This window comes from Micromonospora citrea (genome assembly GCF_049629545.1).
In the GTDB taxonomy this organism is placed as follows: domain Bacteria; phylum Actinomycetota; class Actinomycetes; order Mycobacteriales; family Micromonosporaceae; genus Micromonospora; species Micromonospora citrea_A.
In genome coordinates this window covers 122,826-144,202 of record NZ_JBNADX010000016.1, presented here as the reverse complement: position 1 = coordinate 144,202, position 21,377 = coordinate 122,826, and the positions used below count along the sequence as shown (strand labels likewise).

At 72.5% G+C, this 21,377-nt stretch carries 21 protein-coding genes; 14 read left to right on the top strand and 7 right to left on the bottom strand.

The window, feature by feature from the left end:
- Window positions 1–34: 34 nt before the first annotated feature.
- The 3 genes from ACPFP2_RS18735 to ACPFP2_RS18725 all read left to right on the top strand — a co-directional run bounded on the left by ACPFP2_RS18735 (window position 35) and on the right by ACPFP2_RS18725 (window position 2,798).
- Complete coding sequence (locus ACPFP2_RS18735; RefSeq protein WP_424090458.1) at window positions 35–1,327, top strand: acetyl-CoA C-acetyltransferase; 1,293 nt, start codon at window positions 35–37, stop codon at window positions 1,325–1,327.
- 136 nt (window positions 1,328–1,463) lie between these two features.
- Window positions 1,464–2,438, top strand: a complete 975-nt coding sequence (locus ACPFP2_RS18730) for a TNT domain-containing protein (RefSeq protein WP_424090457.1) — start codon at window positions 1,464–1,466, stop codon at window positions 2,436–2,438.
- A 108-nt stretch (window positions 2,439–2,546) separates the two neighbouring features.
- Entirely contained in the window at window positions 2,547–2,798 is a 252-nt protein-coding gene (locus tag ACPFP2_RS18725; RefSeq protein ID WP_424090456.1) for a hypothetical protein, read from the top strand.
- Window positions 2,799–3,133: 335 nt separating this feature from the next.
- On the opposite strand, the gene ACPFP2_RS18720 is transcribed toward ACPFP2_RS18725, so the two are convergent.
- Complete coding sequence (locus ACPFP2_RS18720) at window positions 3,134–3,478, bottom strand: type II toxin-antitoxin system PemK/MazF family toxin (RefSeq protein WP_424090455.1); 345 nt, start codon at window positions 3,476–3,478, stop codon at window positions 3,134–3,136.
- Window positions 3,475–3,729, bottom strand: coding sequence for a hypothetical protein (locus tag ACPFP2_RS18715; protein ID WP_424090454.1), 255 nt, complete (start codon window positions 3,727–3,729; stop codon window positions 3,475–3,477). Before ACPFP2_RS18715 ends, ACPFP2_RS18720 begins: the two co-directional genes overlap by 4 nt.
- A gap of 78 nt (window positions 3,730–3,807) precedes the next feature.
- Here ACPFP2_RS18715 and purB point away from each other — a divergent pair, with 78 nt between their 5' ends.
- Window positions 3,808–5,232 (top strand): adenylosuccinate lyase, encoded by a 1,425-nt coding sequence (purB, locus tag ACPFP2_RS18710; RefSeq protein ID WP_424090453.1) that lies wholly within the window; start codon window positions 3,808–3,810, stop codon window positions 5,230–5,232.
- Window positions 5,233–5,335: 103 nt separating this feature from the next.
- On the opposite strand, the gene ACPFP2_RS18705 is transcribed toward purB, so the two are convergent.
- Complete coding sequence (locus ACPFP2_RS18705; protein ID WP_424090452.1) at window positions 5,336–5,899, bottom strand: YbjQ family protein; 564 nt, start codon at window positions 5,897–5,899, stop codon at window positions 5,336–5,338.
- Between the two features lie 23 nt (window positions 5,900–5,922).
- Complete coding sequence (locus ACPFP2_RS18700; RefSeq protein ID WP_424090451.1) at window positions 5,923–6,606, bottom strand: S1 family peptidase; 684 nt, start codon at window positions 6,604–6,606, stop codon at window positions 5,923–5,925.
- 463 nt (window positions 6,607–7,069) lie between these two features.
- Between ACPFP2_RS18700 and purS the strand changes: the two genes are divergently transcribed.
- From purS to ACPFP2_RS18680, 4 genes are all read left to right on the top strand, one after another.
- Window positions 7,070–7,333 carry a phosphoribosylformylglycinamidine synthase subunit PurS gene (gene purS / locus ACPFP2_RS18695; protein ID WP_088959474.1) on the top strand — a complete coding sequence of 88 codons (264 nt, stop codon included), beginning with the start codon at window positions 7,070–7,072 and terminating at the stop codon, window positions 7,331–7,333.
- Window positions 7,330–8,013, top strand: coding sequence for a phosphoribosylformylglycinamidine synthase subunit PurQ (gene purQ, locus ACPFP2_RS18690; RefSeq protein ID WP_424090450.1), 684 nt, complete (start codon window positions 7,330–7,332; stop codon window positions 8,011–8,013). Before purS ends, purQ begins: the two co-directional genes overlap by 4 nt.
- Window positions 8,014–8,083: 70 nt before the next feature.
- On the top strand, window positions 8,084–10,867 hold the full coding sequence (gene purL, locus ACPFP2_RS18685; RefSeq protein WP_424090449.1) for a phosphoribosylformylglycinamidine synthase subunit PurL: 2,784 nt from the start codon (window positions 8,084–8,086) through the stop codon (window positions 10,865–10,867).
- Between the two features lie 4 nt (window positions 10,868–10,871).
- The gene (locus ACPFP2_RS18680) at window positions 10,872–11,627 is read left to right on the top strand and encodes a 2-phosphosulfolactate phosphatase (RefSeq protein ID WP_424090448.1); all 756 of its coding nucleotides are present in this window, start codon (window positions 10,872–10,874) and stop codon (window positions 11,625–11,627) included.
- A gap of 69 nt (window positions 11,628–11,696) precedes the next feature.
- Here ACPFP2_RS18680 and ACPFP2_RS18675 read toward each other — a convergent pair whose 3' ends face one another.
- Entirely contained in the window at window positions 11,697–13,754 is a 2,058-nt protein-coding gene (locus ACPFP2_RS18675) for a carboxypeptidase regulatory-like domain-containing protein (protein WP_424090447.1), read from the bottom strand.
- Window positions 13,755–13,908: 154 nt separating this feature from the next.
- Here ACPFP2_RS18675 and ACPFP2_RS18670 point away from each other — a divergent pair, with 154 nt between their 5' ends.
- From ACPFP2_RS18670 to amcA, 5 genes are all read left to right on the top strand, one after another.
- Window positions 13,909–14,262, top strand: a complete 354-nt coding sequence (locus ACPFP2_RS18670; RefSeq protein WP_424090446.1) for a sterol carrier family protein — start codon at window positions 13,909–13,911, stop codon at window positions 14,260–14,262.
- A 159-nt stretch (window positions 14,263–14,421) separates the two neighbouring features.
- Window positions 14,422–15,963 (top strand): amidophosphoribosyltransferase, encoded by a 1,542-nt coding sequence (purF, locus tag ACPFP2_RS18665; protein ID WP_424090445.1) that lies wholly within the window; start codon window positions 14,422–14,424, stop codon window positions 15,961–15,963.
- 61 nt (window positions 15,964–16,024) lie between these two features.
- Window positions 16,025–17,179, top strand: coding sequence for a phosphoribosylformylglycinamidine cyclo-ligase (gene purM / locus ACPFP2_RS18660; RefSeq protein WP_424090444.1), 1,155 nt, complete (start codon window positions 16,025–16,027; stop codon window positions 17,177–17,179).
- A gap of 130 nt (window positions 17,180–17,309) precedes the next feature.
- Complete coding sequence (gene amcB, locus ACPFP2_RS18655) at window positions 17,310–18,413, top strand: cyclophane-forming radical SAM peptide maturase AmcB (protein ID WP_424090476.1); 1,104 nt, start codon at window positions 17,310–17,312, stop codon at window positions 18,411–18,413.
- Window positions 18,382–18,618 carry a multiple cyclophane-containing RiPP AmcA gene (gene amcA, locus ACPFP2_RS18650; RefSeq protein ID WP_424090443.1) on the top strand — a complete coding sequence of 79 codons (237 nt, stop codon included), beginning with the start codon at window positions 18,382–18,384 and terminating at the stop codon, window positions 18,616–18,618. Before amcB ends, amcA begins: the two co-directional genes overlap by 32 nt.
- A 146-nt stretch (window positions 18,619–18,764) precedes the next feature.
- On the opposite strand, the gene ACPFP2_RS18645 is transcribed toward amcA, so the two are convergent.
- Window positions 18,765–18,980, bottom strand: coding sequence for a DUF3073 domain-containing protein (locus ACPFP2_RS18645; RefSeq protein WP_088976875.1), 216 nt, complete (start codon window positions 18,978–18,980; stop codon window positions 18,765–18,767).
- Window positions 18,981–19,269: 289 nt separating this feature from the next.
- The gene (locus tag ACPFP2_RS18640; protein ID WP_424090442.1) at window positions 19,270–20,352 is read right to left on the bottom strand and encodes a Glu/Leu/Phe/Val family dehydrogenase; all 1,083 of its coding nucleotides are present in this window, start codon (window positions 20,350–20,352) and stop codon (window positions 19,270–19,272) included.
- A 174-nt stretch (window positions 20,353–20,526) separates the two neighbouring features.
- Here ACPFP2_RS18640 and ACPFP2_RS18635 point away from each other — a divergent pair, with 174 nt between their 5' ends.
- Window positions 20,527–21,366: a hypothetical protein gene (locus tag ACPFP2_RS18635; protein ID WP_424090441.1), complete on the top strand. Its 840-nt coding sequence runs from the start codon at window positions 20,527–20,529 to the stop codon at window positions 21,364–21,366.
- Window positions 21,367–21,377 lie beyond the last annotated feature (11 nt).

Sequence of the window (21,377 nt, the reverse complement as noted above, 5' to 3'; positions counted from 1 at the left end):
GGTTGTGGGCAAGTCCTGAAACGGAGGCGGGATCGTGCAGAGCATCCGGCGGGTCGCGGTCATCGGCGGCAACCGCATCCCCTTCGCCCGGTCCAACTCGCGGTACGCGAGCGCGTCCAACGCCGACATGCTCGGCGCGGCGCTGGACGGGCTGGTGGCCCGGTTCGGGCTGGCCGGGCAGCGGGTCGGCGAGGTGGTCGCCGGGGCGGTGCTCAAGCACTCGAAGGACTTCAACCTGACCCGCGAGGTGGTGCTCGGCTCCCGGCTCGACCCGCACACCCCCGCGTACGACATCCAGCAGGCCTGCGGCACCGGCCTGGAGGCGGCCATCCTGGTCGCCAACAAGATCGCCCTCGGGCAGATCGAGGTCGGCATCGCCGGTGGCGTCGACACCACCTCCGACGCGCCGCTGGCGGTCAACGAGGACCTGCGCCGCACCCTGCTCAAGCTCAACTCCGCCCGTACCCTCGGCGAGCGGTTGAAGATCGCCGCGAAGCTCCGCCCGCACCAGCCGTTCAAGCCGGAGATCCCGCGCAACGCCGAGCCGCGTACCGGGCTGTCGATGGGTGAGCACGCCGCCCGGACGGCGCTGCGCTGGGGGATCGACCGGCAGTCCCAGGACGAGTTGGCGCTGCGCTCGCACCAGCGGCTCGCCGCCGCGTACGACCGGGGATTCTTCGACGACCTGCTGACGCCGTACCTGGGGCTGACCCGGGACCAGAACCTGCGCGCGGAGACCAGCCTGGAGAAGTTGGGCTCGCTCAGGCCGGTCTTCGGCGCCAAGGGGCCGGACGCCGAGCAGGCCACGATGACCGCCGGCAACTCCTCCCCGCTCACCGACGGAGCGTCGACCGTGCTGCTGGCCAGCGAGGAGTGGGCGCGCGAGCACCACCTGCCGGTGGCCGCCTGGTTCTCCTGGTCGGAGACGGCCGCCGTCGACTTCGTGCACGGCGACGAGGGGCTGCTGATGGCCCCGGCGTACGCCGTCCCGCGGATGCTGACCCGGGCCGGGCTGACCCTGCAGGACTTCGACTACTACGAGATCCACGAGGCGTTCGCCTCGCAGGTGCTGGCCACCCTGGCGGCCTGGGAGTCGCCGGAGTTCTGCAAGGACCGGCTGGGCCTGGACGCCCCGCTCGGGTCGATCGACCGGGACAGGCTCAACGTCAACGGCTCCTCGCTCGCCGCCGGGCACCCGTTCGCCGCCACCGGCGGACGGATCGTCGCCACCCTGGCCAAGCTGCTCGCCGAGAAGGGCGGCGGCCGTGGGTTGATCTCCATCTGCGCGGCCGGTGGGCAGGGCGTCACCGCCATCCTGGAGCGCTGAGACCGGGCTCCCCGCACGTCTCCGGACGAGCGGGGAGCTGTCCACCTTTAGTGGGCAAAATGTCACTAACGCTCACATTCACCCACTGATCTCTCCACGATGAGGGCGCTGGTCGTCTGTCAACGGGAGGTTCGTGGTGAGGCGTAGACGTTGGCTGCTCGCCGTCGTGTCCGGCGCGGCCCTGGCCATCTTTCCCGGTGGGGCGCAACAGGCCGCCACCCCCACCGCCGTGCCGCAGGCCGTCGGTCTCTCCGACGACGGCTCGCGTCCCGGTGGCGGCGGGAGCCGCCCCGGTGACGGCGACCAACGCGACGGCCGGGCGGGCTGGCCCGGTCAGCCCGGTCAGCCCGACGGTCGGCCCGGTCAGCCGGAGCCGCCCGGTGGTGGGTCACAGCCGCCGGGGCACCAGGGTCTCTGCCGTCCCGGCGTGCCGCCGAACGCGCCGCAGACCACCCGGTTCTACGACGACAACCGGCTGCTCGGCCCGGAGGCGTTGCCGCTCCAGTCACCGGTCGGCCCGCTGCTCGCCGGCTACCAGCGGTTCGGCGCACAGAGCGAGGCGCAGTGGATCCGGAACTTCACCGTGAACGGGGCCGGGACCCAGCTGGTCTTCCCGCCCGAGAACGGCTTCGTCCTCGGCCCGGACGGCGAGCCGGTCAAGCAGCGGCAGACCCTGCTGCCCGGGTACCGCCTCGACCGTTTCGGCTTCCCCGGCGGCGCCTTCCTGGCCCCGCTCGGCACGCCGTTCGGCTCCCGCTCCCTGGCCCCGCAGAGCCTGAACACCCCGCCCACGCCGCCGGCCACCACACCGCCCGCGCCGCTGGCGAACTACCACACCTACTGCGTGCTCAAGCCGTTCGACGTCGACTCCGGCCCGATCGCGCCGTGGTTCGCGCAGCCCGGCATGGGCACCCAGTTCCAGCTCAACCCCGCGTACGTGCCGCGGGCCGGCAACAACCTGACCGTGCAGTGGCTGCTCGACCACCACTTCATCGTCGAGGAGCACCTGGGCGGGCCCGTCCCGCCGCCGTGCCCGACCGACGCCGTGCCGCTGCCCGTACCGCTGGAGGGTGGGGCGGGCGGCGGCGTGCCCACCGTCCAGGTCTGCTGATCGCGGGGTTCACTGGGAGTGCGAATCGTCGGCCGGCGGTCACCGGAACGGGGTGGCCGCCGGCCGCCTGGACGACGCGGGCGCAGGTGAGAGACCGAGGAGGACGGGATGGACCGGCACGAGGTGCGCAACGCCCTGATGAAGGCCGGCATCTCACCGGACGCCTTCGATTTGGAGGGCGTGCACGAGCACGTCCCCCTACCGCCCGACTTCTGGTTCCTGCGCCGGTCCGGCGACGGGCGGTGGGAGATCGGGGCGTACGAGCGCGGGGTGTACGACGTACGCCAGACCTTCGACACCGAGGAGGACGCCTGCGGGGGGCTGTGGCACGCGCTGACCGGGCGGCCCGTGCCGTCCTGACCGGCGGCGATCGCCCTGACCAGTCCTGACCGGTGTTGATCGACTCCGTTCCGCCGCAATGGCGGTGTCGGGGCCGTTCCGACCCCGCCATCTCGCCGACATGGAGTCATCAGGTCGGCCGAAGCCAGCCGAGGAAGCGGGCGTACAGGTCGCCGGCCGCGGCGGACCGCCAACACCACCGCGCTCCTGACGGATCTGGCGGCGCGTCTGGAGTGAGGACATGGCGGCGTTGAAGGCGACGACGGCCAAGATGCTGCCCGAGGTGGCCTGGTACATCAGCACCAGGAGTGATGCCGGAAGCGGCAACTTGACCATCGAGTAGCAAGCTGGTGCACTCACAGGTCGAGCATCTGGCGGAGCATCCGGCGTACCTCCGCGATCTGCTCGGGCCGGAGCCGGTACACCGGCCCGCGACCGGTCAACCGGTTGGCGGACACCGTCCGCACCTGCTCGGTGATGACCCACCCGGTCCGCCGGTCGGGCACCTCGATCGGCACCCGGTGCAGCCATCCCGGCCGTTCCCGGGTCGTCAGGGGCAGCACGCTGACCAGCGCGCCGCCGGTCAGGTCGAGGTGGAAGCGGGACGACACGACCAGGGCCGGGCGCTGCCCGGCCTGCTCACGACCCTCGGTCGGGTCGAAGTCGAGCCACCGGATCTCCCATGGCTTGATCCGGCTCACGCCTCCTCGGCCCACGGGTCGCCGACGGGGGCGTCGGCGCCGTGCCATTCCTCGGTCTCGACGAGGTATTCGGCCCAGCCCCCGGGGTCGGTCGCGCGATAGTGGTCCATCGCGGCGACCGCCTTGACCCGCCAGTGCTCCTCCAACAGGCGCTTGACCGCCTCGTCGGCGCTCACCCCGCCGAAGTCCTCGGCGGCGACCCGGAGCACCTGCTCCCGGGTCTCCGGGCTGACCCGCATCATCGTCGTCACACCGGCCAGTATACGTCGGCGTAAACGTTGCCGCCCGCAGCGACGGGACGAGATTCGGACCATGAAAGACTGAGGTACGTGACGACGATCCCGAACGTGCTCGCCAACCGGTACGCCTCGCCCGAACTGGTCGCCCTCTGGTCGCCGGAGGAGAAGGTACGGATGGAGCGGCGGCTCTGGCTCGCCGTACTCAAGGCCCAGCGGGACCTCGGCGTGGCCGTGCCGGACGGCGTGGTCGAGGCGTACGAGCGGGTGCTCGACGACGTCGACCTGGCCTCGATCGCCGAGCGGGAGCGGGTGACCCGGCACGACGTGAAGGCCCGGATCGAGGAGTTCAGCGCGCTCGCCGGGCACGAGCACGTGCACAAGGGGATGACCTCCCGGGACCTCACCGAGAACGTCGAGCAGCTCCAGGTCCGCGCCTCGCTGGAGCTGATCCGGGACCGGGTGGTCGCCGCGCTGGCCCGGCTGGCCCGGCTCGCGACCGAGCACTCCGGCCTGGTGATGACGGGCCGGTCGCACAACGTCGCCGCGCAGGCCACCACGCTCGGCAAGCGGTTCGCCTCGGCCGCCGAGGAGCTGCTGATCGCGTACGAGCGGCTGACGGACCTGATCGACCGGTACCCGCTGCGGGGCATCAAGGGCCCGGTCGGCACCGCCGCCGACCAGCTCGACCTCTTCGACGGTGACGCCGGCAAGGTCGCCGAGCTGGAGCGCCGGGTCGCCGCGCACCTCGGGTTCAGCCGGGTGCTGGACAGCGTCGGCCAGGTCTACCCGCGCTCGATCGACTTCGACGTGCTCTCCGCACTGGCCCAGGTGGCCGCCGCGCCGTCGTCGCTGGCCACCACGATCCGGCTGATGGTCGGGCAGGAGCTGGCCACCGAGGGCTTCAAGCCCGGCCAGGTCGGTTCCAGCGCGATGCCGCACAAGATGAACACCCGCTCGTCGGAGCGGGTGAACGGCTTCGCGGTGATCATCCGGGGTTACCTGTCGATGGTCGGCGAGCTGGCCGGCGACCAGTGGAACGAGGGGGACGTCTCCTGCTCGGTGGTCCGCCGGGTGGCCCTGCCGGACGCGTTCTTCGCCGCCGACGGGCTCTTCCAGACCTTCCTCACCGTGCTCGACGAGTTCGGGGCGTACCCGGCGGTGATCGGCCGGGAGCTGGAGCGCTTCCTGCCGTTCCTGGCCACCACCAAGATCCTGGTCGCGGCGGTGCGCCGGGGCGTCGGGCGTGAGGTCGCGCACGAGGTGATCAAGGAGCACGCGGTGGCCGTGGCGCTGGCCATGCGGGAGAAGGGCGCCGCCGAGAACGACCTCTTCGACCGCCTCGCCGCCGACACCCGCCTCGGCCTGTCCCGGGCCGAGATCGACACCCTCGTCGCCGACCCCACCACCTTCACCGGCGCCGCCCGCTCCCAGGTCGACGCGGTCACCCGGCGCATCAGCGCGGTCGTGAAGACCCACCCCCACGCCGCCACCTACACCCCACCCCCCATCCTCTGACCCGCCCGCCACGCCCGGGGTCTCTCGCCGTTTGCGGCGTGTCGCGCTGTCGTCCGGCGGGGACACCGCGACACGCCGCAAACGGAGTGGATCAGGTGCGGGGTCATTGGCCGGTGGGGGTTTCGGCGGCGGAGGAGAGGTTGGGGGCGCTCGCCGGTTCTGCGATGCCGCCGGGGGCCTCGGTGATCGTCGGGTCGTGGGCGGTCTCGGCGGCCACCAGGGGCTGGTCGGGCGGCATGACGTCGGCGACCTTGGGGGCCACGATCACCGCCGTACCGTACGCGCAGATCTCCATCCACATCTCGCCGCAGTCCCGGCTGTCGAAGCGCATGCCCACCACGGCGTTCGCGCCGAGCCGGCGGGCCTCCTCGCCGAGCCGGGCCACCGAGTCGGTACGCCAGCGGGTGAGGTTGTCCGGCGCCATCGGGTCGTACGCGCCACCGCGCAGGTTCTTCACCCCCTCGCGGTAGGGGTTCCGGGTCCTGGCCATCGAGGACACCACTTCGCCGAGGATCTGGCGGATCTCGTAGCCGGGCAGTTGATCCGTCGTCACGACCAGCACGGTTCCGATGCTGTCAGTCGTGGGCCGACCCGTTCGTGACCCGTGTTCACCTGAGCGGATGCTGCAAAACGAGGCGGCGCGGACGTCCGGCGCCAGGCCGGCCATCCGCGCCGCCGGGGCGCTAACCGTCAGACACCGGCCACCGAGGTGATCCAGGCCCGGTTGTACGCGACGCTGCCGTAGTTCTGGATGCTGTAGCCGTCGGCGGTCGAGGCGACGCCGACCTGCCGGCCGTTGTAGAACTGCGGGCCGCCCGAGTCGCCGCGCCAGGCGTTGCCGCTGATCTCGGTGCTCCGGATCGCCTGGCCGCCGTACGCGTCGGTGTAGTTGGTGCTGGTCACCCGGACCGAGGCGGTCTTGAGCTGGCTGGAGGCGGAGCAGCCGCTGTAGCAGGTCTGGCCCCAGCCGTAGATCGTGTTGGTGGAGTTGATCGGCGGGTTGGCGCTGGCCAGGGTCACGTACGAGGTGCTGACCGGGCTGGACAGGCGCATCAGGGCCAGGTCGTAGCGGCTGTAGGTGGCGCTGACGGTGCGGGTCACGCCGCCCGACGAGCGGTAGACGCTGCCGATCCGGACGGACATCGAGCCGTTGATGCAGTGCCTGGCGGTGAGCACCCACTGCGACGAGATGACGCTGCCGGAGCAGGTGAACGAGCCGTTGCTGAACACCGCGGCGGCCCAGGGGGCGGAGGAGACGGTGCTGCCGCCGATGATCGGCTGGGGGCCGGCCGGGGCGGCGGTGGCGCCGGAGGCGGTGGCGAGGACGCCGGCGAGGGCGGTGGTCAGCACCGCGAGCAGGGGGCGGAGACGCATGTCGGGACTCCTTGTCGGGGTGGCCCGGGGTCACCGGGCGAGAGCCGGAGCGTCGGCGGGCGAGGGGTGGTCCGCCGAGGACGCCACGCATGGACGTCTGTCGATGTACGCTAGGGCTCGCGAGTCCCGTTCACAAGAGTGCGATCGAGATTAACCGATGTGACACAGTGGGTCGACGACATGCTCGTCCCTGTTTGTCGGGAACTGGTCAGCCGGGTGTGACGAAACCGCAACTTCCCTGGTCAGAGCGGTGACGACAGCGTGTCGCCGCCGTGACAGGCAACGAATCCGCATCAGCGGCGCAACGAACGCGCATCAGCCGGCCGCTCGGACGTCCGGTTATGTCGATCACTGCCTGAACTGCCCCCGGCCGGTGCGTCCGGAGCGGAATCTGCCAGGTACGCTGGCTGCGCTCGCCCGTAGTGGGCCGGCACCCAACTGCGTACACAGTCAGGAGTGCCCAGTGCCTCGCGTCGTCGTCGACGTCATGCTCAAGCCCGAGATCCTCGATCCTCAGGGCCAGGCCGTCGCAAACGCGCTGCCGCGGCTCGGCGTCAGTGACGTCGCCTCTGTCCGGATCGGCAGGCGGATCGAGATCGAGTTCACCGGCGAACCGGACCTGGACCGGGCCCGGGAGATCGCCGACAAGCTGCTCGCCAACCCCGTCATCGAGGACTTCACCGTCCGCGTGGTGGAGGCCGACGAGACCGTGGACGCGCACCCGTGACCGCGCGCGTCGGTGTGGTGACCTTCCCCGGCTCGCTGGACGACGGGGACGCCGCCCGGGCCGTACGGATCGCCGGGGCGGAGCCGGTCCGGCTCTGGCACGGTGACGCGGAGCTGCACGGGGTGGACGCCGTCGTCCTCCCGGGTGGCTTCTCCTACGGCGACTACCTGCGCTGCGGCGCCATCGCCCGGTTCGCCCCGGTGATGGAGAAGATCGTGGACGCCGCCCGGGGCGGCCTGCCGGTGCTCGGCATCTGCAACGGCTTCCAGATCCTCTGCGAGGCCCACCTGCTCCCCGGCGCGCTCACCCGCAACCAGCACCTGCACTTCCGCAACCGGGACCAGGTCCTGCGGGTGGAGTCGGCCGGCACCGCCTGGACGAACGCGTTCCAGGCGGGCCAGGAGATCCTCGTCCCGGTCAAGAACGGCGAGGGGTGCTACGTCGCGGACACCGCGACCCTGGACGAGCTGGAGGGCGAGGGGCGCGTCGTCGCCCGCTACGTCGGCGGCAACCCCAACGGGTCGCAGCGCGACATCGCCGCGATCACCAACCCCGCCGGCAACGTGGTCGGCATCATGCCCCACCCCGAGCACGCGGTGGAAGCACTCACCGGCCCCTCCCTGGACGGCCTCGGCTTCTTCACCTCGGTGCTCAAGCACCTGGTGGGGACGCCGGCGTGACCGTGCGCGGCAGGATCATCGGTCGGCTCCACCGCCCGGCGGGCGGCCACGAGCGCAGCGAGGAGAGGTCATGACCACCCATCCGGACCCGGTCGTGCGGGAGACCCCGGGCACCTACCCGGCCGTCCCGGCGGAGCCGCGCGGGGCCGTGGCGCCGCAGGGCGGCCCGGCCGACGCGGGCCGTCCGGTCGCCCCGGCGCCGGGCGCCGAGTGGGCCGACGGCGTGGACACCGTGCCGCGCGCCGCCGGCACCCCGGAGGAGCTCCAGCCGTACGCCGAGCTGGGCCTCCGTGACGACGAGTACGACCGGATCCGGCACATCCTCGGCCGGCGTCCCACCCAGGCCGAGCTGGCCATGTACTCGATCATGTGGAGTGAGCACTGCTCCTACAAGTCGAGCAAGGTGCACCTGCGCCAGTTCGGCGAGAAGGCCCCGCCGAGCGACCGGCTGCTCGCCGGCATCGGGGAGAACGCCGGCGTGGTCCGGGTCTCCGACGAGCTGGCGGTGACCTTCAAGGTCGAGTCGCACAACCACCCGAGCTTCGTCGAGCCGTACCAGGGCGCGGCGACCGGCGTCGGCGGCATCGTCCGGGACATCCTCGCCATGGGCGCCCGCCCGGTCGCCGTGATGGACCCGCTGCGCTTCGGCGCGGCCGACCACCCGGACACCGCCCGGGTGCTGCCCGGCGTCGTCGCCGGCGTCGGCGGGTACGGCAACTGCCTCGGCCTGCCGAACATCGGCGGCGAGGTCGTATTCGACCCCTGCTACCAGGGCAACCCGCTGGTCAACGCGCTCTGCCTCGGCGTGCTGCCGGTGGACCGGCTGCAGAAGAAGGACGCCACCGGCCCCGGCAACATCGTGGTGCTGATGGGCGCCCGGACCGGCCGGGACGGCATCGGCGGCGTGTCGGTGCTGGCCAGCGCCACCTTCGACGAGGGCAGCGAGCAGCGCCGCCCGTCGGTGCAGGTCGGCGACCCGTTCATGGAGAAGCTGCTGATCGAGGCCTGCCTGGAGCTGTACGACGCCGAGCTGGTCGTCGGCATCCAGGACCTCGGCGGCGCCGGCCTGACCTGCGCGCTCACCGAGACCGCCGCGTCGGCCGGCACCGGTATGCGGGTGTGGCTGGAGCGGGTGCCGCTGCGCGAGCCCTCGATGGAGCCGCACGAGATCCTGGCCAGCGAGTCCCAGGAGCGGATGCTGCTGGTCGTCTCGCCGGACAAGCTGGAGGCGGTGCTCAAGACCGCCGAGAAGTGGGGCGTCTGGGCCACCGCGATCGGCGAGGTCACCGCGCCCTCCCCGGACGGCCGGCCGGGCCGGTTGGTGGTCACCTGGCGCGACCAGCTCGTGGTCGACGTCCCGCCGGGCTCGCTGGTGGACGACGGTCCGGTCTACGCCCGCCCGATGCGCGAGCCGGCCGACCTGATCCTGCTCCAGGCCGACCGGGCCGAGACGCTGCCCCGGCCGACCGACCCGGAGGCGCTGCGGGAGACCGTGCTCCGGATGATCGCGTCGCCGAACCTGGCCGACAAGACCTGGGTCACCGAGCAGTACGACCGCTACGTGCTGGGCAACACCGTGCTCGCCCAGCCGGAGGACTCCGGCGTGATCCGGATCGACGAGCGGACCGGCCTCGGGGTCGCCCTCTCCGTCGACGGCAACGGCCGGTACGCCCGCCTCGACCCGTACAACGGGACGAAGCTGGCGCTGGCCGAGGCGTACCGGAACGTCGCGGTGACCGGCGCGAAGCCGATCGCCGTGACGAACTGCCTCAACTTCGGCTCCCCCGAGGACCCGGGCGTGATGTGGCAGTTCGCCGAGGCCGTGCGCGGCCTGGCGGACGGCTGCCTGGAGCTGGGCATCCCGGTGACGGGCGGCAACGTCAGCTTCTACAACCAGACCGGTGCCGCCCCGATCCACCCGACCCCGGTGGTCGGCGTGCTGGGCGTGCTGGACGACGTGGCCGACCGGGTGCCGATGGGCTTCGTCCCGCGCGCCGGCGGCGACCACGACCAGCTCTTCCTGCTCGGCGACACGCACGTGGAGCTCTCCGGCTCGGAGTGGGCCTGGGTGACCCACGAGCACCTGGGTGGCATGCCGCCGCAGGTCGACCTGGCCCGCGAGCGGCAGCTCGCCGAGCTGATGGCGGAGGCGGCCCGGGTGGGTCACCTCAGCTCCGCGCACGACCTCTCCGACGGTGGTCTCGCCCAGAGCCTGGTCGAGTCCTGCCTGCGGCGCGGGGTCGGCGCGCGGATCGCGGTGCCCGAGCGGTTCGCCGACGGTTCCCTGCCGTTCGTCTTCCTGTTCAGCGAGTCCGCCGGCCGGGTGCTGGTCTCGGTGCCGCGCGGGCACGAGAAGGCGTTCACCGCGCTCTGCTCCGAGCGGGGCGTGCCGTGGGAACTGATCGGCGTCACCGACCCGACCGGCGGCGCGCTGGAGGTGCACGGCCAGTTCCGGCTCGGCCTGGAGGAGCTGCGCGAGGCGCACACCGCGACCCTGCCGAAGCTCTTCGGTGGCCCGGAGGCGGTGCAGGTCGAGGTCGAGGCGACCCGTACCGGCACCACCACCGTCGCCCCGGCGACCGCCGCGCAGCCGGTGGACGTGCCGACCGGCGGGCCGGCCGAGGCTGCCGACGCTCCGGCGGCCGAGGTGGTCGCGGTGGTGCCGGCTGCCGAGGGCGTACCGGTGGCGGAGGCCGCGCCGGTCGACGAGGCCGACGACACCGAGGCCGACGAGCCGGCCGCCGAACCGGAGTCGACCACGGAGGCCAGCGCCGATGCCACGGCTCCCGACGCTGCGGCGGCGCAGACCGACTCCGGTGACGACGAGCAGCCCTCCGCGCCCGATAAGCGCTGAGGCGTTGGCCGCGGCCGTCTACGCCCAACCCGGCTCGGGCGCCCGGTTCGACTGGGGCCTGAGCGGGGCGGCGGAACTCGGCCGCGTCTGCGCGGCGCTGGTGGTGGTGGACGTGCTCTCGTTCACCACCGCCGTGGAGGTCGCGGTCGGCCGGGGCATGCGGGTGCACCCGTTTCCCTGGGGGGAGCAGGCGGCCGACTACGCGCGGCGGGTCGGCGCGGTCGCCGCGGTGGGCCGTCGACAGATGACCCCGGAACACCCGTGGTCGCTCTCCCCGGCGGCGCTGGCCACCGCGCCGGTCGTCGCCGATCTGGTGCTGCCGTCCCCGAACGGGTCGGCCATCAGCGCCGCCGCGAGCGCCACCGGCCTACCGGTGGTCGCCGCCTGCCTGCGCAACGCCCGCGCCGTCGGGCGATGGCTGCGCCGCCACGGGTACGGCTCGAAGGACGCCCCGGTGGGGGTGGTCGCCTCCGGCGAACGGTGGCCCGACGGCACGCTCCGCCCGTCGGTGGAGGACCAGCTCGGCGCGGCCAGCGTGCTCGACGCCCTTTCCGGGGTGCCGGGCGGGCTCTCGGTGGAGGCGGCGATGGCGCTCGCCGCGCTGGCCAGCACCCCGGACGTCCCCGCGGCGGTCCGTGGCTGCGTCTCCGGCCGGGAACTGATCGAGGGCGGCTTCGCCGCCGACGTGGAGGTCGCCGTGCGGGTGGACGTCTCCGAGGTGGTCCCGCTGCTCCGCCAGGGCGTCTTCTCCGCCGCCTGACCCGCTGCGGCTGAAACGTACGAAGGGCCGCCCGGATCCCGGGCGGCCCTTCGTACGTGTGTCCTCGGGTCAGTCGTCCAGCCAGTCGAGGCGGCGACCGCCCCGGTCCTGTGCCGGGGGCACGTCGGGCCGGGCCCGGCCCGCGGGGGCCTGGTCGCCGTAGTAGCCGCCGCCCTGCTGCTGGTCGTAGCCGGGAGCGTCGTACCCGCCGCCGCGCTGCTGCGGGGGCTGCTGGTCGTACCCGCCCTGCTGCTGGTCGTACCCGCCCTGGTGGCCGGCGTAGCCGCCGCCGGGCTGCTCGTACCCGGCCTGCGCGCCGTAGCCGCCCTGCTGGTCGTAGCCGCCGCGCTGGTCGTACCCGTTGTCGTAGCCCTGCTGCGGGCCGTACCCGTTGCCGCTCCGGTAGCCGCCGGCCGGCTCCTGGCCGTAGGCCGGCTCGGGCTGGCCGTAGCCCTGCTCCGGCTGGTAGGTGCTGGTCGGGTACGGGTCGGCCGGCGGGGTGTAGTTGCCGGTGGGCTCGCCGGTGTAGCGGCCGGTCGGCTCGTCGTACCGCTCGCCGTAGCCGCCGCCCTGGTCCTGCCCGGCGTAGCCGGGACCGCCGGCCGGGGCGCGGTAGTCGTTGCCGTAGCCGCCGCCGGAGGCGGGCGCGTTGCCGTAGCCGCCGGCCGCGGCGCCGGCGGCGCCGTAACCGGGCTCGCCGCCGTAGCCGGCGCCGGAGGCCGGGGCGTTGCCGTAGCCGGGACCCGAGGCGGGTGCGTTGCCGTAGCCGGCGCCGGAGGCGGGTGCGTTGCCGTAGCCGGCACCGGAGGCGGGTGCGGTGCCGTAGCCGGCGCCGGAGGCCGGGGCGTTGCCGTAGCTGCCCTGCTGGCCGTATCCGCCCTGGGCGGGCTCGTCACCGTAGCCGCTGCCGGCCCAGCCGCCCGCTGCGGCGCCCGCGCCGTACGGCTGCGGCGGAGCCCCGTACGGGTCCGGCGGGACGTCGTCGACGATCGGGCGGTGCATCATCGTCGGCGCGTCGCTCAGCGAGGTGCCACCGACCATCGTCGGGTCCGGTCCGGCGCCGACCCGGTTGACCACGCGGGTCTGGTCGTCGGCGCCGCGCAGCGCGCCCCGGGCAGCCGGAACGGCGCCCGCCGCGGCCCCGGCGGGAGCGTCGCCGTCCTCGTCGTCCGCGTTCTTGCGGCGCATCCAGAGCAGCACGATCGTGCCGACGCCGGCCGCCACGAGCAGGCCGCCGAGCAGGATGACCAGGAACGAGCCCATGCCCCCGCCCTCGTCGTTCGAGGCGGCCTGTGACTGGCCCTGGGTGGCCTCGGCACTGGTGTCGGTGGCGTCCTCGGTCACCTCCTCGGTCGGCACCGCCTCGACGGAGGTCGACGGGGTGGCGCTCGGGGAGACCTCGACCTTGATCGGCAGGGTGATCCGCTGGCCGGTCAGGCTCTGCCCGGCGCTGGCGTTGATCACCTTGGTGTTGACCGCGTCGGTGCCCTTGCTGGCGCCCAGGTCGATCCGGCCGGGGGCGATGGGCTGCGAGGAGGAGCCGGTGAACCGCCAGTTGCCGCTGCCGTCGCTGGTGGTCTGGTACTGGTGACCCTGGGAGTCGCGCAGCATCACCACGGCGTTGGGGACGGCGTCGCCGTTGGCGGCCACGACCACCTTGCCGGAGATCGACTTGACGGTCTGGGTCTCCGGCGGCTTGGTGGTGGGGGCCGCCTTGGCCTTGACGGTCACGGAGAGTGGCGCGGTGGCCGGGTCGGACTGGTCGGGCACCACCCGGACCGTCGCGGAGCCGTTGCCGTCCGGCGCGTTGTCGTTGGCCTTGAGGGTCAGCAGCACCGTCTTGGGGGTGCCGGGCGGGCCGTTGAACTGGAAGCTGCCGCAGCCGTTGGCGCAGCTCACCCCGGAGGGCAGCCCGGTGATGCTGATCTGGCCGCTCTTGTCGTCGATGCTGGGGACGACGGTCACGCTGACGGTGGCGTCGTTACCGGCGTCGAGGTTCACCGAGCCGGGCGAGACGTTGGCGGTCGCGGCGAGGGCCGGTGTGGCGGGGGCGGTGAGCAGGGCGCCGGCAACCAGCGCTACGACCACACCGGCCCGCTGCTTCCAGGCACGTCGGTGTGTTGACACGTCCACCGCCTTCCGGTCTGACTTCCCCGGTCGGGTTTGAACCAGGGATCATCACGGTACGAATACGCCGTCGGCAACTATGCCTTGTCTGACCGGATCGGCGCGACCCAGGGCCAGCGTCGACGCCGGTGGCATCGAGTCGTATCGTCCCGTCGTGTCCTCTCCGCACATTAAGTCCGCCGCGGTCGCGGCGGCGCTGTCGGCGCTCGACGAGGGGCGTACCCCCGAACGGCCGGTGTACCGGGAGGCGGTCCGTACCTTGTTGGCCGCCCTGGCGGATCGCGCCCCCGGCCGATCGGTGGAGGTGCGTGTCCCACCTTACGGTGCAGTTCAGTGCCTTCCGGGTCCCCGACACACCCGTGGCACCCCGCCGAACGTGGTGGAGATGGATCCGCCGACCTGGTTGGCGCTGGCCACCGGACGGCTCTCCTGGGTCGAGGCGGTCACCGACGGTCGCGTACAGGTGAGTGGAAACCGGGCGGATCTCTCCGGCCATCTGCCCCTCTAGCTGCGACGACCGGAATCGCCTCGTGACGCACTGGAGGCAAATCGTGACTATCTGTATCGACTTCGATTCGCGTACACTGTCAGGCGACGACAGTGGTCCCGGCCGGTGGCGTGGTCGACACACCCCAGGCCAGTCCAGACCAGCATGAGGGAGCGGCAGGTGCCCCGAGGCGACGGCCGGCTGAGCCACGACCTTGATCCCCAACGACCCGGCCCCCAGGACGCGTGTGGCGTCTTCGGCGTCTGGGCCCCCGGCGAAGAGGTCGCCAATCTGACCTACTTCGGTCTCTACGCGCTCCAGCACCGGGGCCAGGAGGCCGCCGGCATCGCGGTGAGTGACGGCTCCGGGGTGGTGGTCTACAAGGACCTGGGTCTGGTGGCCCAGGTGTTCGACGAGCCCACGCTGGCGAGCCTGCGCGGGCACCTGGCGATCGGCCACACCCGCTACTCGACCACCGGCGCGTCGAACTGGGAGAACGCCCAGCCGACCATCCGGTCCACCAGCTCCGGCACCACCATCGCCCTGGCCCACAACGGCAACCTGGTCAACACCGCCGAGTTGCAGAAGGAGGTCGCCGAGCGGGGGCTGGTCGCCGACGGCGCCACCAACGACACCTCGCTGGTGACCATGCTGCTGGCCAGCCGCCCCGACCTGTCGGTGGAGGGTGCCGCGCTGGAGGTGCTGCCGCAGCTCAAGGGCGCGTTCAGCTTCGTCTTCATGGACGAGTCGACGCTCTACGCGGCCCGCGACCCGCACGGGGTGCGGCCGCTGGTGCTCGGCCGGCTGGAGCGCGGCTGGGTGGTCGCCAGCGAGACCGCCGCGCTGGACATCGTCGGCGCGAGCGTGGTCCGGGAGGTCGAGCCGGGCGAGCTGATCGCGATCGACGAGGACGGCCTGCGGTCCACCCGGTTCGCCGTGCCGGAGCCGAAGGGCTGCCTCTTCGAGTACGTGTACATCGCCCGCCCGGACGCCACCATCGCCGGGCGCAACGTGCACGCCGCCCGGGTGCAGATCGGCCGTCAGCTGGCCAAGGAGCACCCGGTCGAGGCCGACCTGGTGATCCCGGTGCCGGAGTCGGGCACCCCGGCCGCGATCGGCTACGCCGAGGCGTCCGGCATCACGTACGGCGCGGGCCTGATGAAGAACCCGTACGTCGGGCGTACCTTCATCCAGCCCTCGCAGACGCTGCGCCAGCTCGGCATCCGGCTGAAGCTCAACCCGCTGCGGCAGAACGTGCGGGGCAAGCGGCTGGTCGTGGTCGACGACTCGATCGTGCGCGGCAACACCCAGCGGGCCATCGTGCGGATGCTGCGCGAGGCGGGCGCGCTGGAGGTGCACGTGCGGATCTCCTCCCCGCCGGTCACCTGGCCGTGCTTCTACGGCATCGATTTCGCCACCCGGGCCGAGTTGCTGGCCAACGGGTTGGACAACGAGGGCATCCGGCGCTCGATCGGCGCGGACACCCTCGGCTACGTATCGCTCCCCGGTCTCATCGCCGCGACCGAGCAGCCCAAGACCCGGCTCTGCCGCGCCTGCTTCGACGGGGAGTATCCGATCGAGCTGCCGGCGGGGAACCTGATCGGCAAGCACGTGCTCGAAGCAGTGGGACGTCGGGTCGCCCAGGAGGCGCCGGACACCCCGGAGCACACCGCCACACCGCTCGTCGCCACTCCGGGCGGCGCGACCGTCCACCGCCCGTAGCACCGCCTGGCGTCCTCGGGGCACCCCCGGTACGACGCCGAGAACCACAAAGGGGAGAACCGTGACGCACGTGTCCGAGCGCAGCGGCGCAGGAAGCAGCCCGACCGGCGCCGGCGACGACCGCCAGCCCTGGACGGCCGGCACCGGCCGCACGACGCGCAGACGCTCGGTCTCGTACGCGGACGCCGGGGTGTCGATCGAGGCGGGCGACCGTGCGGTCGAGCTGCTGAAGTCCAAGGTCAAGCAGACCCGGCGCCCGGAGGTCATGGGCGACCTGGGCGGCTTCGCCGGCCTGTTCCGGCTGGACACCAAGAAGTACAAGAACCCGATCCTGGCCTCCTCCACCGACGGCGTGGGCACCAAGCTGGTGATCGCGCAGCAGATGGACATCCACGACACGGTCGGTATCGACCTGGTCGCCATGGTCGTCGACGACCTGGTGGCGTGCGGCGCCGAGCCGCTGTTCCTGCTGGACTACATCGCCACCGGCGAGGTCGTTCCGGACCGGGTCGCGGAGATCGGCGCGGGCATCGCCGACGGCTGCCGGTACGCCGGCTGCGCCCTGCTCGGTGGCGAGACCGCCGAGCACCCGGGCGTGCTGCGCCCCGACGAGTACGACATCTCCGCCACCGGTGTCGGCGTGGTGGAGGAGAGCGAGATCCTCAGCCCGGAGCGGGTCGAGGTCGGTGACGTGGTGATCGCCATGCGCTCCTCCGGCCTGCACTCCAACGGCTACTCGCTGGTCCGGCACGTGCTGCTGGGCGCCGGCCGGATGCGGCTGGACGTGGTGATCGAGGACTTCGGCCGGCAGCGCACCCTCGGCGAGGAGCTGCTCACCCCGACCAAGATCTACGCGCAGGACTGCCTCAAGCTGATCGCCGAGGCGGAGGTGCGGTCCATCGCCCACGTCACGGGCGGCGGCATCCCGGGCAACCTGGTGCGGATCCTGCCGGAGCACGTCGACGCGGTGGTCAACCGCTCCACCTGGAAGCCGCAGCCGATCTTCGACCTGATCCAGTCCAAGGGGCGGATCGAGGACCCGGAGATGGAGGCGACCTTCAACATGGGCGTCGGCATGTTCGCGATCGTCTCGGCGGAGGACGCCGACCGGGCGCTGGCCACCCTGGCCGGCCGTGGCGTGGACGCCTGGCAGGCCGGCGAGATCATCGAGGGCACCGGCAACGTGCAGATGATCGGTCAGCACACCCGGGGATGATCACGCTCCGCTGATCATCCGAGCACCTGATCAGGGCTTCACCCGAGTGGCCATCGCCGCCTAGCCTGAAGGGCACTTCAGGCACGGGGGAGGAGGGCCGATGGCTGCTCGGGCACAGCCGGTGACGGGGATGCGCGGCATCGCCGTCGTCCCCTCGTACGTGGTGATGCAGCCGACGACGCTCTGCAACCTGGACTGCGCCTACTGCTACCTGCCGTTCCGCGCCGCGGACCGGCGGATGCCGGTGGCGGTGGCCGAGGCGGTCGCCGCCTCGGTCGACCCGTGGGCGGCGTCGGGGCGGTTCTCGGTGGTGTGGCACGGCGGGGAGCCGCTGGCCGCCGGTCGGGAGCACCTGGCCGCGCTGATGGCCCCGTTCGGGCCGGCGGTGGAGCACCACGTCCAGACCAACGCCACGCTGATCGACGACGCCTGGTGCGCGTTCTTCGTCGAGCACGGGGTGCGGGTCAGCGTGAGCGTGGACGGCCCCCGGGAGCGCAACGGCGACCGGGTGACCCGGGGCGGGCTGCCGGCGTACGACCGGATCGTGCGCGGCGTCGAGGCGCTGCGCCGGCACGGTCTGCCCTTCTCGGCGCTGGCGGTGGTCGGTCGGCCCGGTCCGGGGCTGGCCACCGAGCTGTACGACTACTTCCTCGACCTCGGGTGCGACGTGCTCGGCGTCAACATCGAGGAGACCGAGGGGGTCAACACCCGGGGCAACGCGCACGACGTGGCGGCGGTGACCGCCTTCTGGGCCGAGCTGGTGGCGGCCTGGCGTCGTGCGCCGAGGATCCACCTGCGCGAGGTGGAGTGGTCGCTGCGGTACGCCGCGGCGGTGCTCGACGGCAGCGCCGACGACCTGCTGCCCCGGCAGCTCGACCCGATCCCGACGGTCGGCCACGACGGTTCGGTGGTGGTGCTCTCCCCGGAGCTGGCCGGCTTCACCGATCCCCGCTACGGCGACTTCAGCAGCGGCAACGTCCTGGTCACCCCGTTGGCCGAGATCCTGGCCGGTGCGGCCGGCACGCCGTGGGTCGGCGAGTTCCTGACCGGGGTCGAGGCGTGCCGGTCGTCGTGTGCGTACTTCGGCTTCTGCGGCGGCGGCCACGCGGCCAACCGCTATTTCGAGCAGGGCCGGTTCGACGGTACGGAGACCGAGCACTGCCGCAACAGCAAGATCCGCCTACTGGAGGGAGTGTTGGAGCATGCCCGAGACCACGAGTCACCGGCGGCCTGAGCGTGTCGGGGGTGGCGTACCGGATCCGGTCGCCGACCGGGTGCGTCAGGCTGCCACCGGGTTGACCGCCCTGCTCCGGGAGGCCGAGGCCGCGCGGCGGTCACGGGCGGAGGTGTCGGGGCCGGACGGCGCCGGCGCGGTCTGCGCCTGGAACCACTTCGAGAACATCCCGACCTTCTACAACTGGAACAACCGGCCGCGCTGAGCGCCGGACACGCCGAGATCAGGGACCCTGCCGGTCAGCCGGATGAACCGGCACGGCGGGGTCCCCGATCGTCGGTCGTGTCACCGCTGGGGATGGCACATGCGTGAGCACGCGGGAGGCGCCGCGTGCTCAGATGTGACCGGAGGTCAGCGGGTCGGAGGAACCCAGGTGTCCGGGTCGTCGTCCGCGTGATCCTCATCATCGTCGTCGACATACTCTTTGTAGTCGTCGTCGAAGTTGTGCTCAGACTTACCAGCACCCGCCAGTTCGCGCTGCAAGGCGGTGAGGTCGGTGTTCGGGGAGTGGTACTTCAACTCCCGGGCCACCTTCGTCTGCTTGGCCTTAGCACGGCCGCGCCCCATGGCTCGACCCCCTCGCACAGAATGCGGGGCAGCCCGAAGGCGGGCCCCGATGACGTCAGGCATCTCTCGTGGCTCTTACGGTACATGGGGATGCCACCGTTCGGCACCTCGGGTTACCGTCTGCCGGCCCTGCGCGTCGCAGTCATCCGGACGTCACCGAGTGTACCCGGTAAGGAGCGATGGCGGTAACCGGTCGTGACACCGGACAGAAGGCCACGAATCAGCCGAATTCATCTTACCCACCGGGCGTCCCGGGATGCGGACGGCTCCACACCCCGGGACGGTGTACTCAACGCAGGTGGATCGTGCGCAGACGGCCCACATCGGCCATCCGGCGCTCGGCGAGCCGGTCGGCCGCCACCGCCGGCGGCACACCCTCGTCGTCGGCGAGGCGGAGGATCTCCCGGGTGGTGTCGTAGATCTTCGTGGCGCGCAGCTTGGCCCGCTCGAAGTTGAAGCCCTCGATCTCGTCCGCCACCTGGATCACGCCGCCGGCGTTCACCACGTAGTCGGGGGCGTAGAGGATGCCCCGGTCGGCCAGCAGCTTCTCGATGCCCGAGTGGGCGAGCTGATTGTTCGCCGCCCCGGCGACCACCTTGGCCCGCAGCGCCGGCACGGTGTCGTCGTTCAGGGCACCGCCCAGCGCGCACGGGGCGTACACGTCGATGTCGGCGGCGACCAGCGCCGAGGCGTCGTCGACCAGCTCGACCTGCGGGTGGGTGGCGCGCGCCCACTCCAGGGCCCTCGGGTTGACGTCGGTCGCCAGCACCTCGGCGCCGTCGTCGACCAGGTGGCCGACCAGGTACTTGCCGACCTTGCCCAGCCCGGCCACGCCGACCCGCCGGCCGGAGAGCGTCGGAGCGCCCCAGACGTGCTCGGCGGCGGCCCGCATGCCCTGGAACACGCCCCAGGCGGTGAGGATCGAGGAGTCGCCGGCGCCGCCGTGCTCCACGCTGCGGCCGGTGACGTAGCGCGTCTCCCGGGCGATCACGTCCATGTCGGCGACGTAGGTGCCGACGTCGCAGGCGGTGTAGTAGCGGCCGGCCAGCGACTCGACGAAGCGGCCGTACGCGCGCAGCAGCGCCTCGCTCTTGATCTGCTCCGGGTCACCCCAGATGACCGCCTTGCCGCCGCCCAGGTCCAGGCCGGCCAGGGCGTTCTTGTACGCCATGCCGCGGGACAGGTCGAGCACGTCGGCCAGCGCGGCCTCCTCGCTGGCGTACGGGTAGAACCGGGTGCCGCCGAGCGCGGGGCCCAGCGCGGTCGAGTAGATGCCGATGATCGCCTTGAGGCCGGACTGCTTGTCCTGGCAGAAGACGACCTGTTCGTGTCCGGTCGATCCCGGGTCGTCGGTGCTGGCGAATACGCCCATGGCTGACTCCTGTGTCGGTGTGCGTCCTTGTGGGACGCGGACCTGGTGGCGCACCGGCGGGATGCTGCCGGTGCCGCTGAGCCTAATATCGGTCGTCGCCGGACTGTCGTCCACGTCACGCCCGGGCCCGGGCGCCGACGGCGGTCGGGCCCGGATTCGTGGGAGGATCGCGCCGTGCCGTCGCTCTTCGCTTCTTACCTGCGCGTGTACGAGCCGCTGACCGCCTTCGACCGGGATCGCCAGGCGTACTGGCGGCGCTACGTCCGGGAGGGGCGCGCGGTGGCGCCACTGGAGGGTCCCGGACGGCAGCGCACCTCGGTGATCGAGGCGCTGGGCGCGGGCTGGACCCGGCTGCCCGACCTGCCGGACGAGGCGTACGTGCTGGAGGCCGACGACACCCTGCTGGTCTGCCCGTGGAACCTGCGGATCCGGGTGGCCGAGGCGGCGCTGAGCGCCCGGGACGGCGTCCCGTCGGTGATCGCCGACGCGTTCGTGCCGCCGGTGCTGGCCGGTCAGGCCAAGGCGGTGGTGGACGACTGGCGCAGCGGGGCCCGGGTGCTGGAGCACGGTGTGCCCCGGCTGCACGAGCAGACGGCCACCTGGGGGGTGCCGCTGCGCTGGTTCGTGCTCTTCGAGGCGTCGGAGCGGGATCTGGTCACCCACCCGGCCCGGCGGGCGCTGCGCTACCGCACCGAGATCTCGAAGGCCCGCCGCCGGTCGTCGCGGGCCCTGTCGGTGCTGCGCAAGTCGGTCGGGGAGGCCCCGATCACCGAGGCGGTCGAGGAGGCCGCCCGCTGGCTGGAGGAGTTCCACCCGCGTTCGGTGGTGGAGCTCGACTACGGCGGGCTGGTGCAGCTCCTGTCGGACGAGACCCTCACCGCGGACGACTCGACGGAGCTGGTCGCCACCGGGCTGGCCGGGCTCTCCCGGGGCGAGGCGGAGGAGGCGTCGGCGGCGTACGACCGGCTGGTGGCCCGCTGGCGTGCCGTCCAACTGCTGGAGCGGTGCAACTGAGCACGAATCGC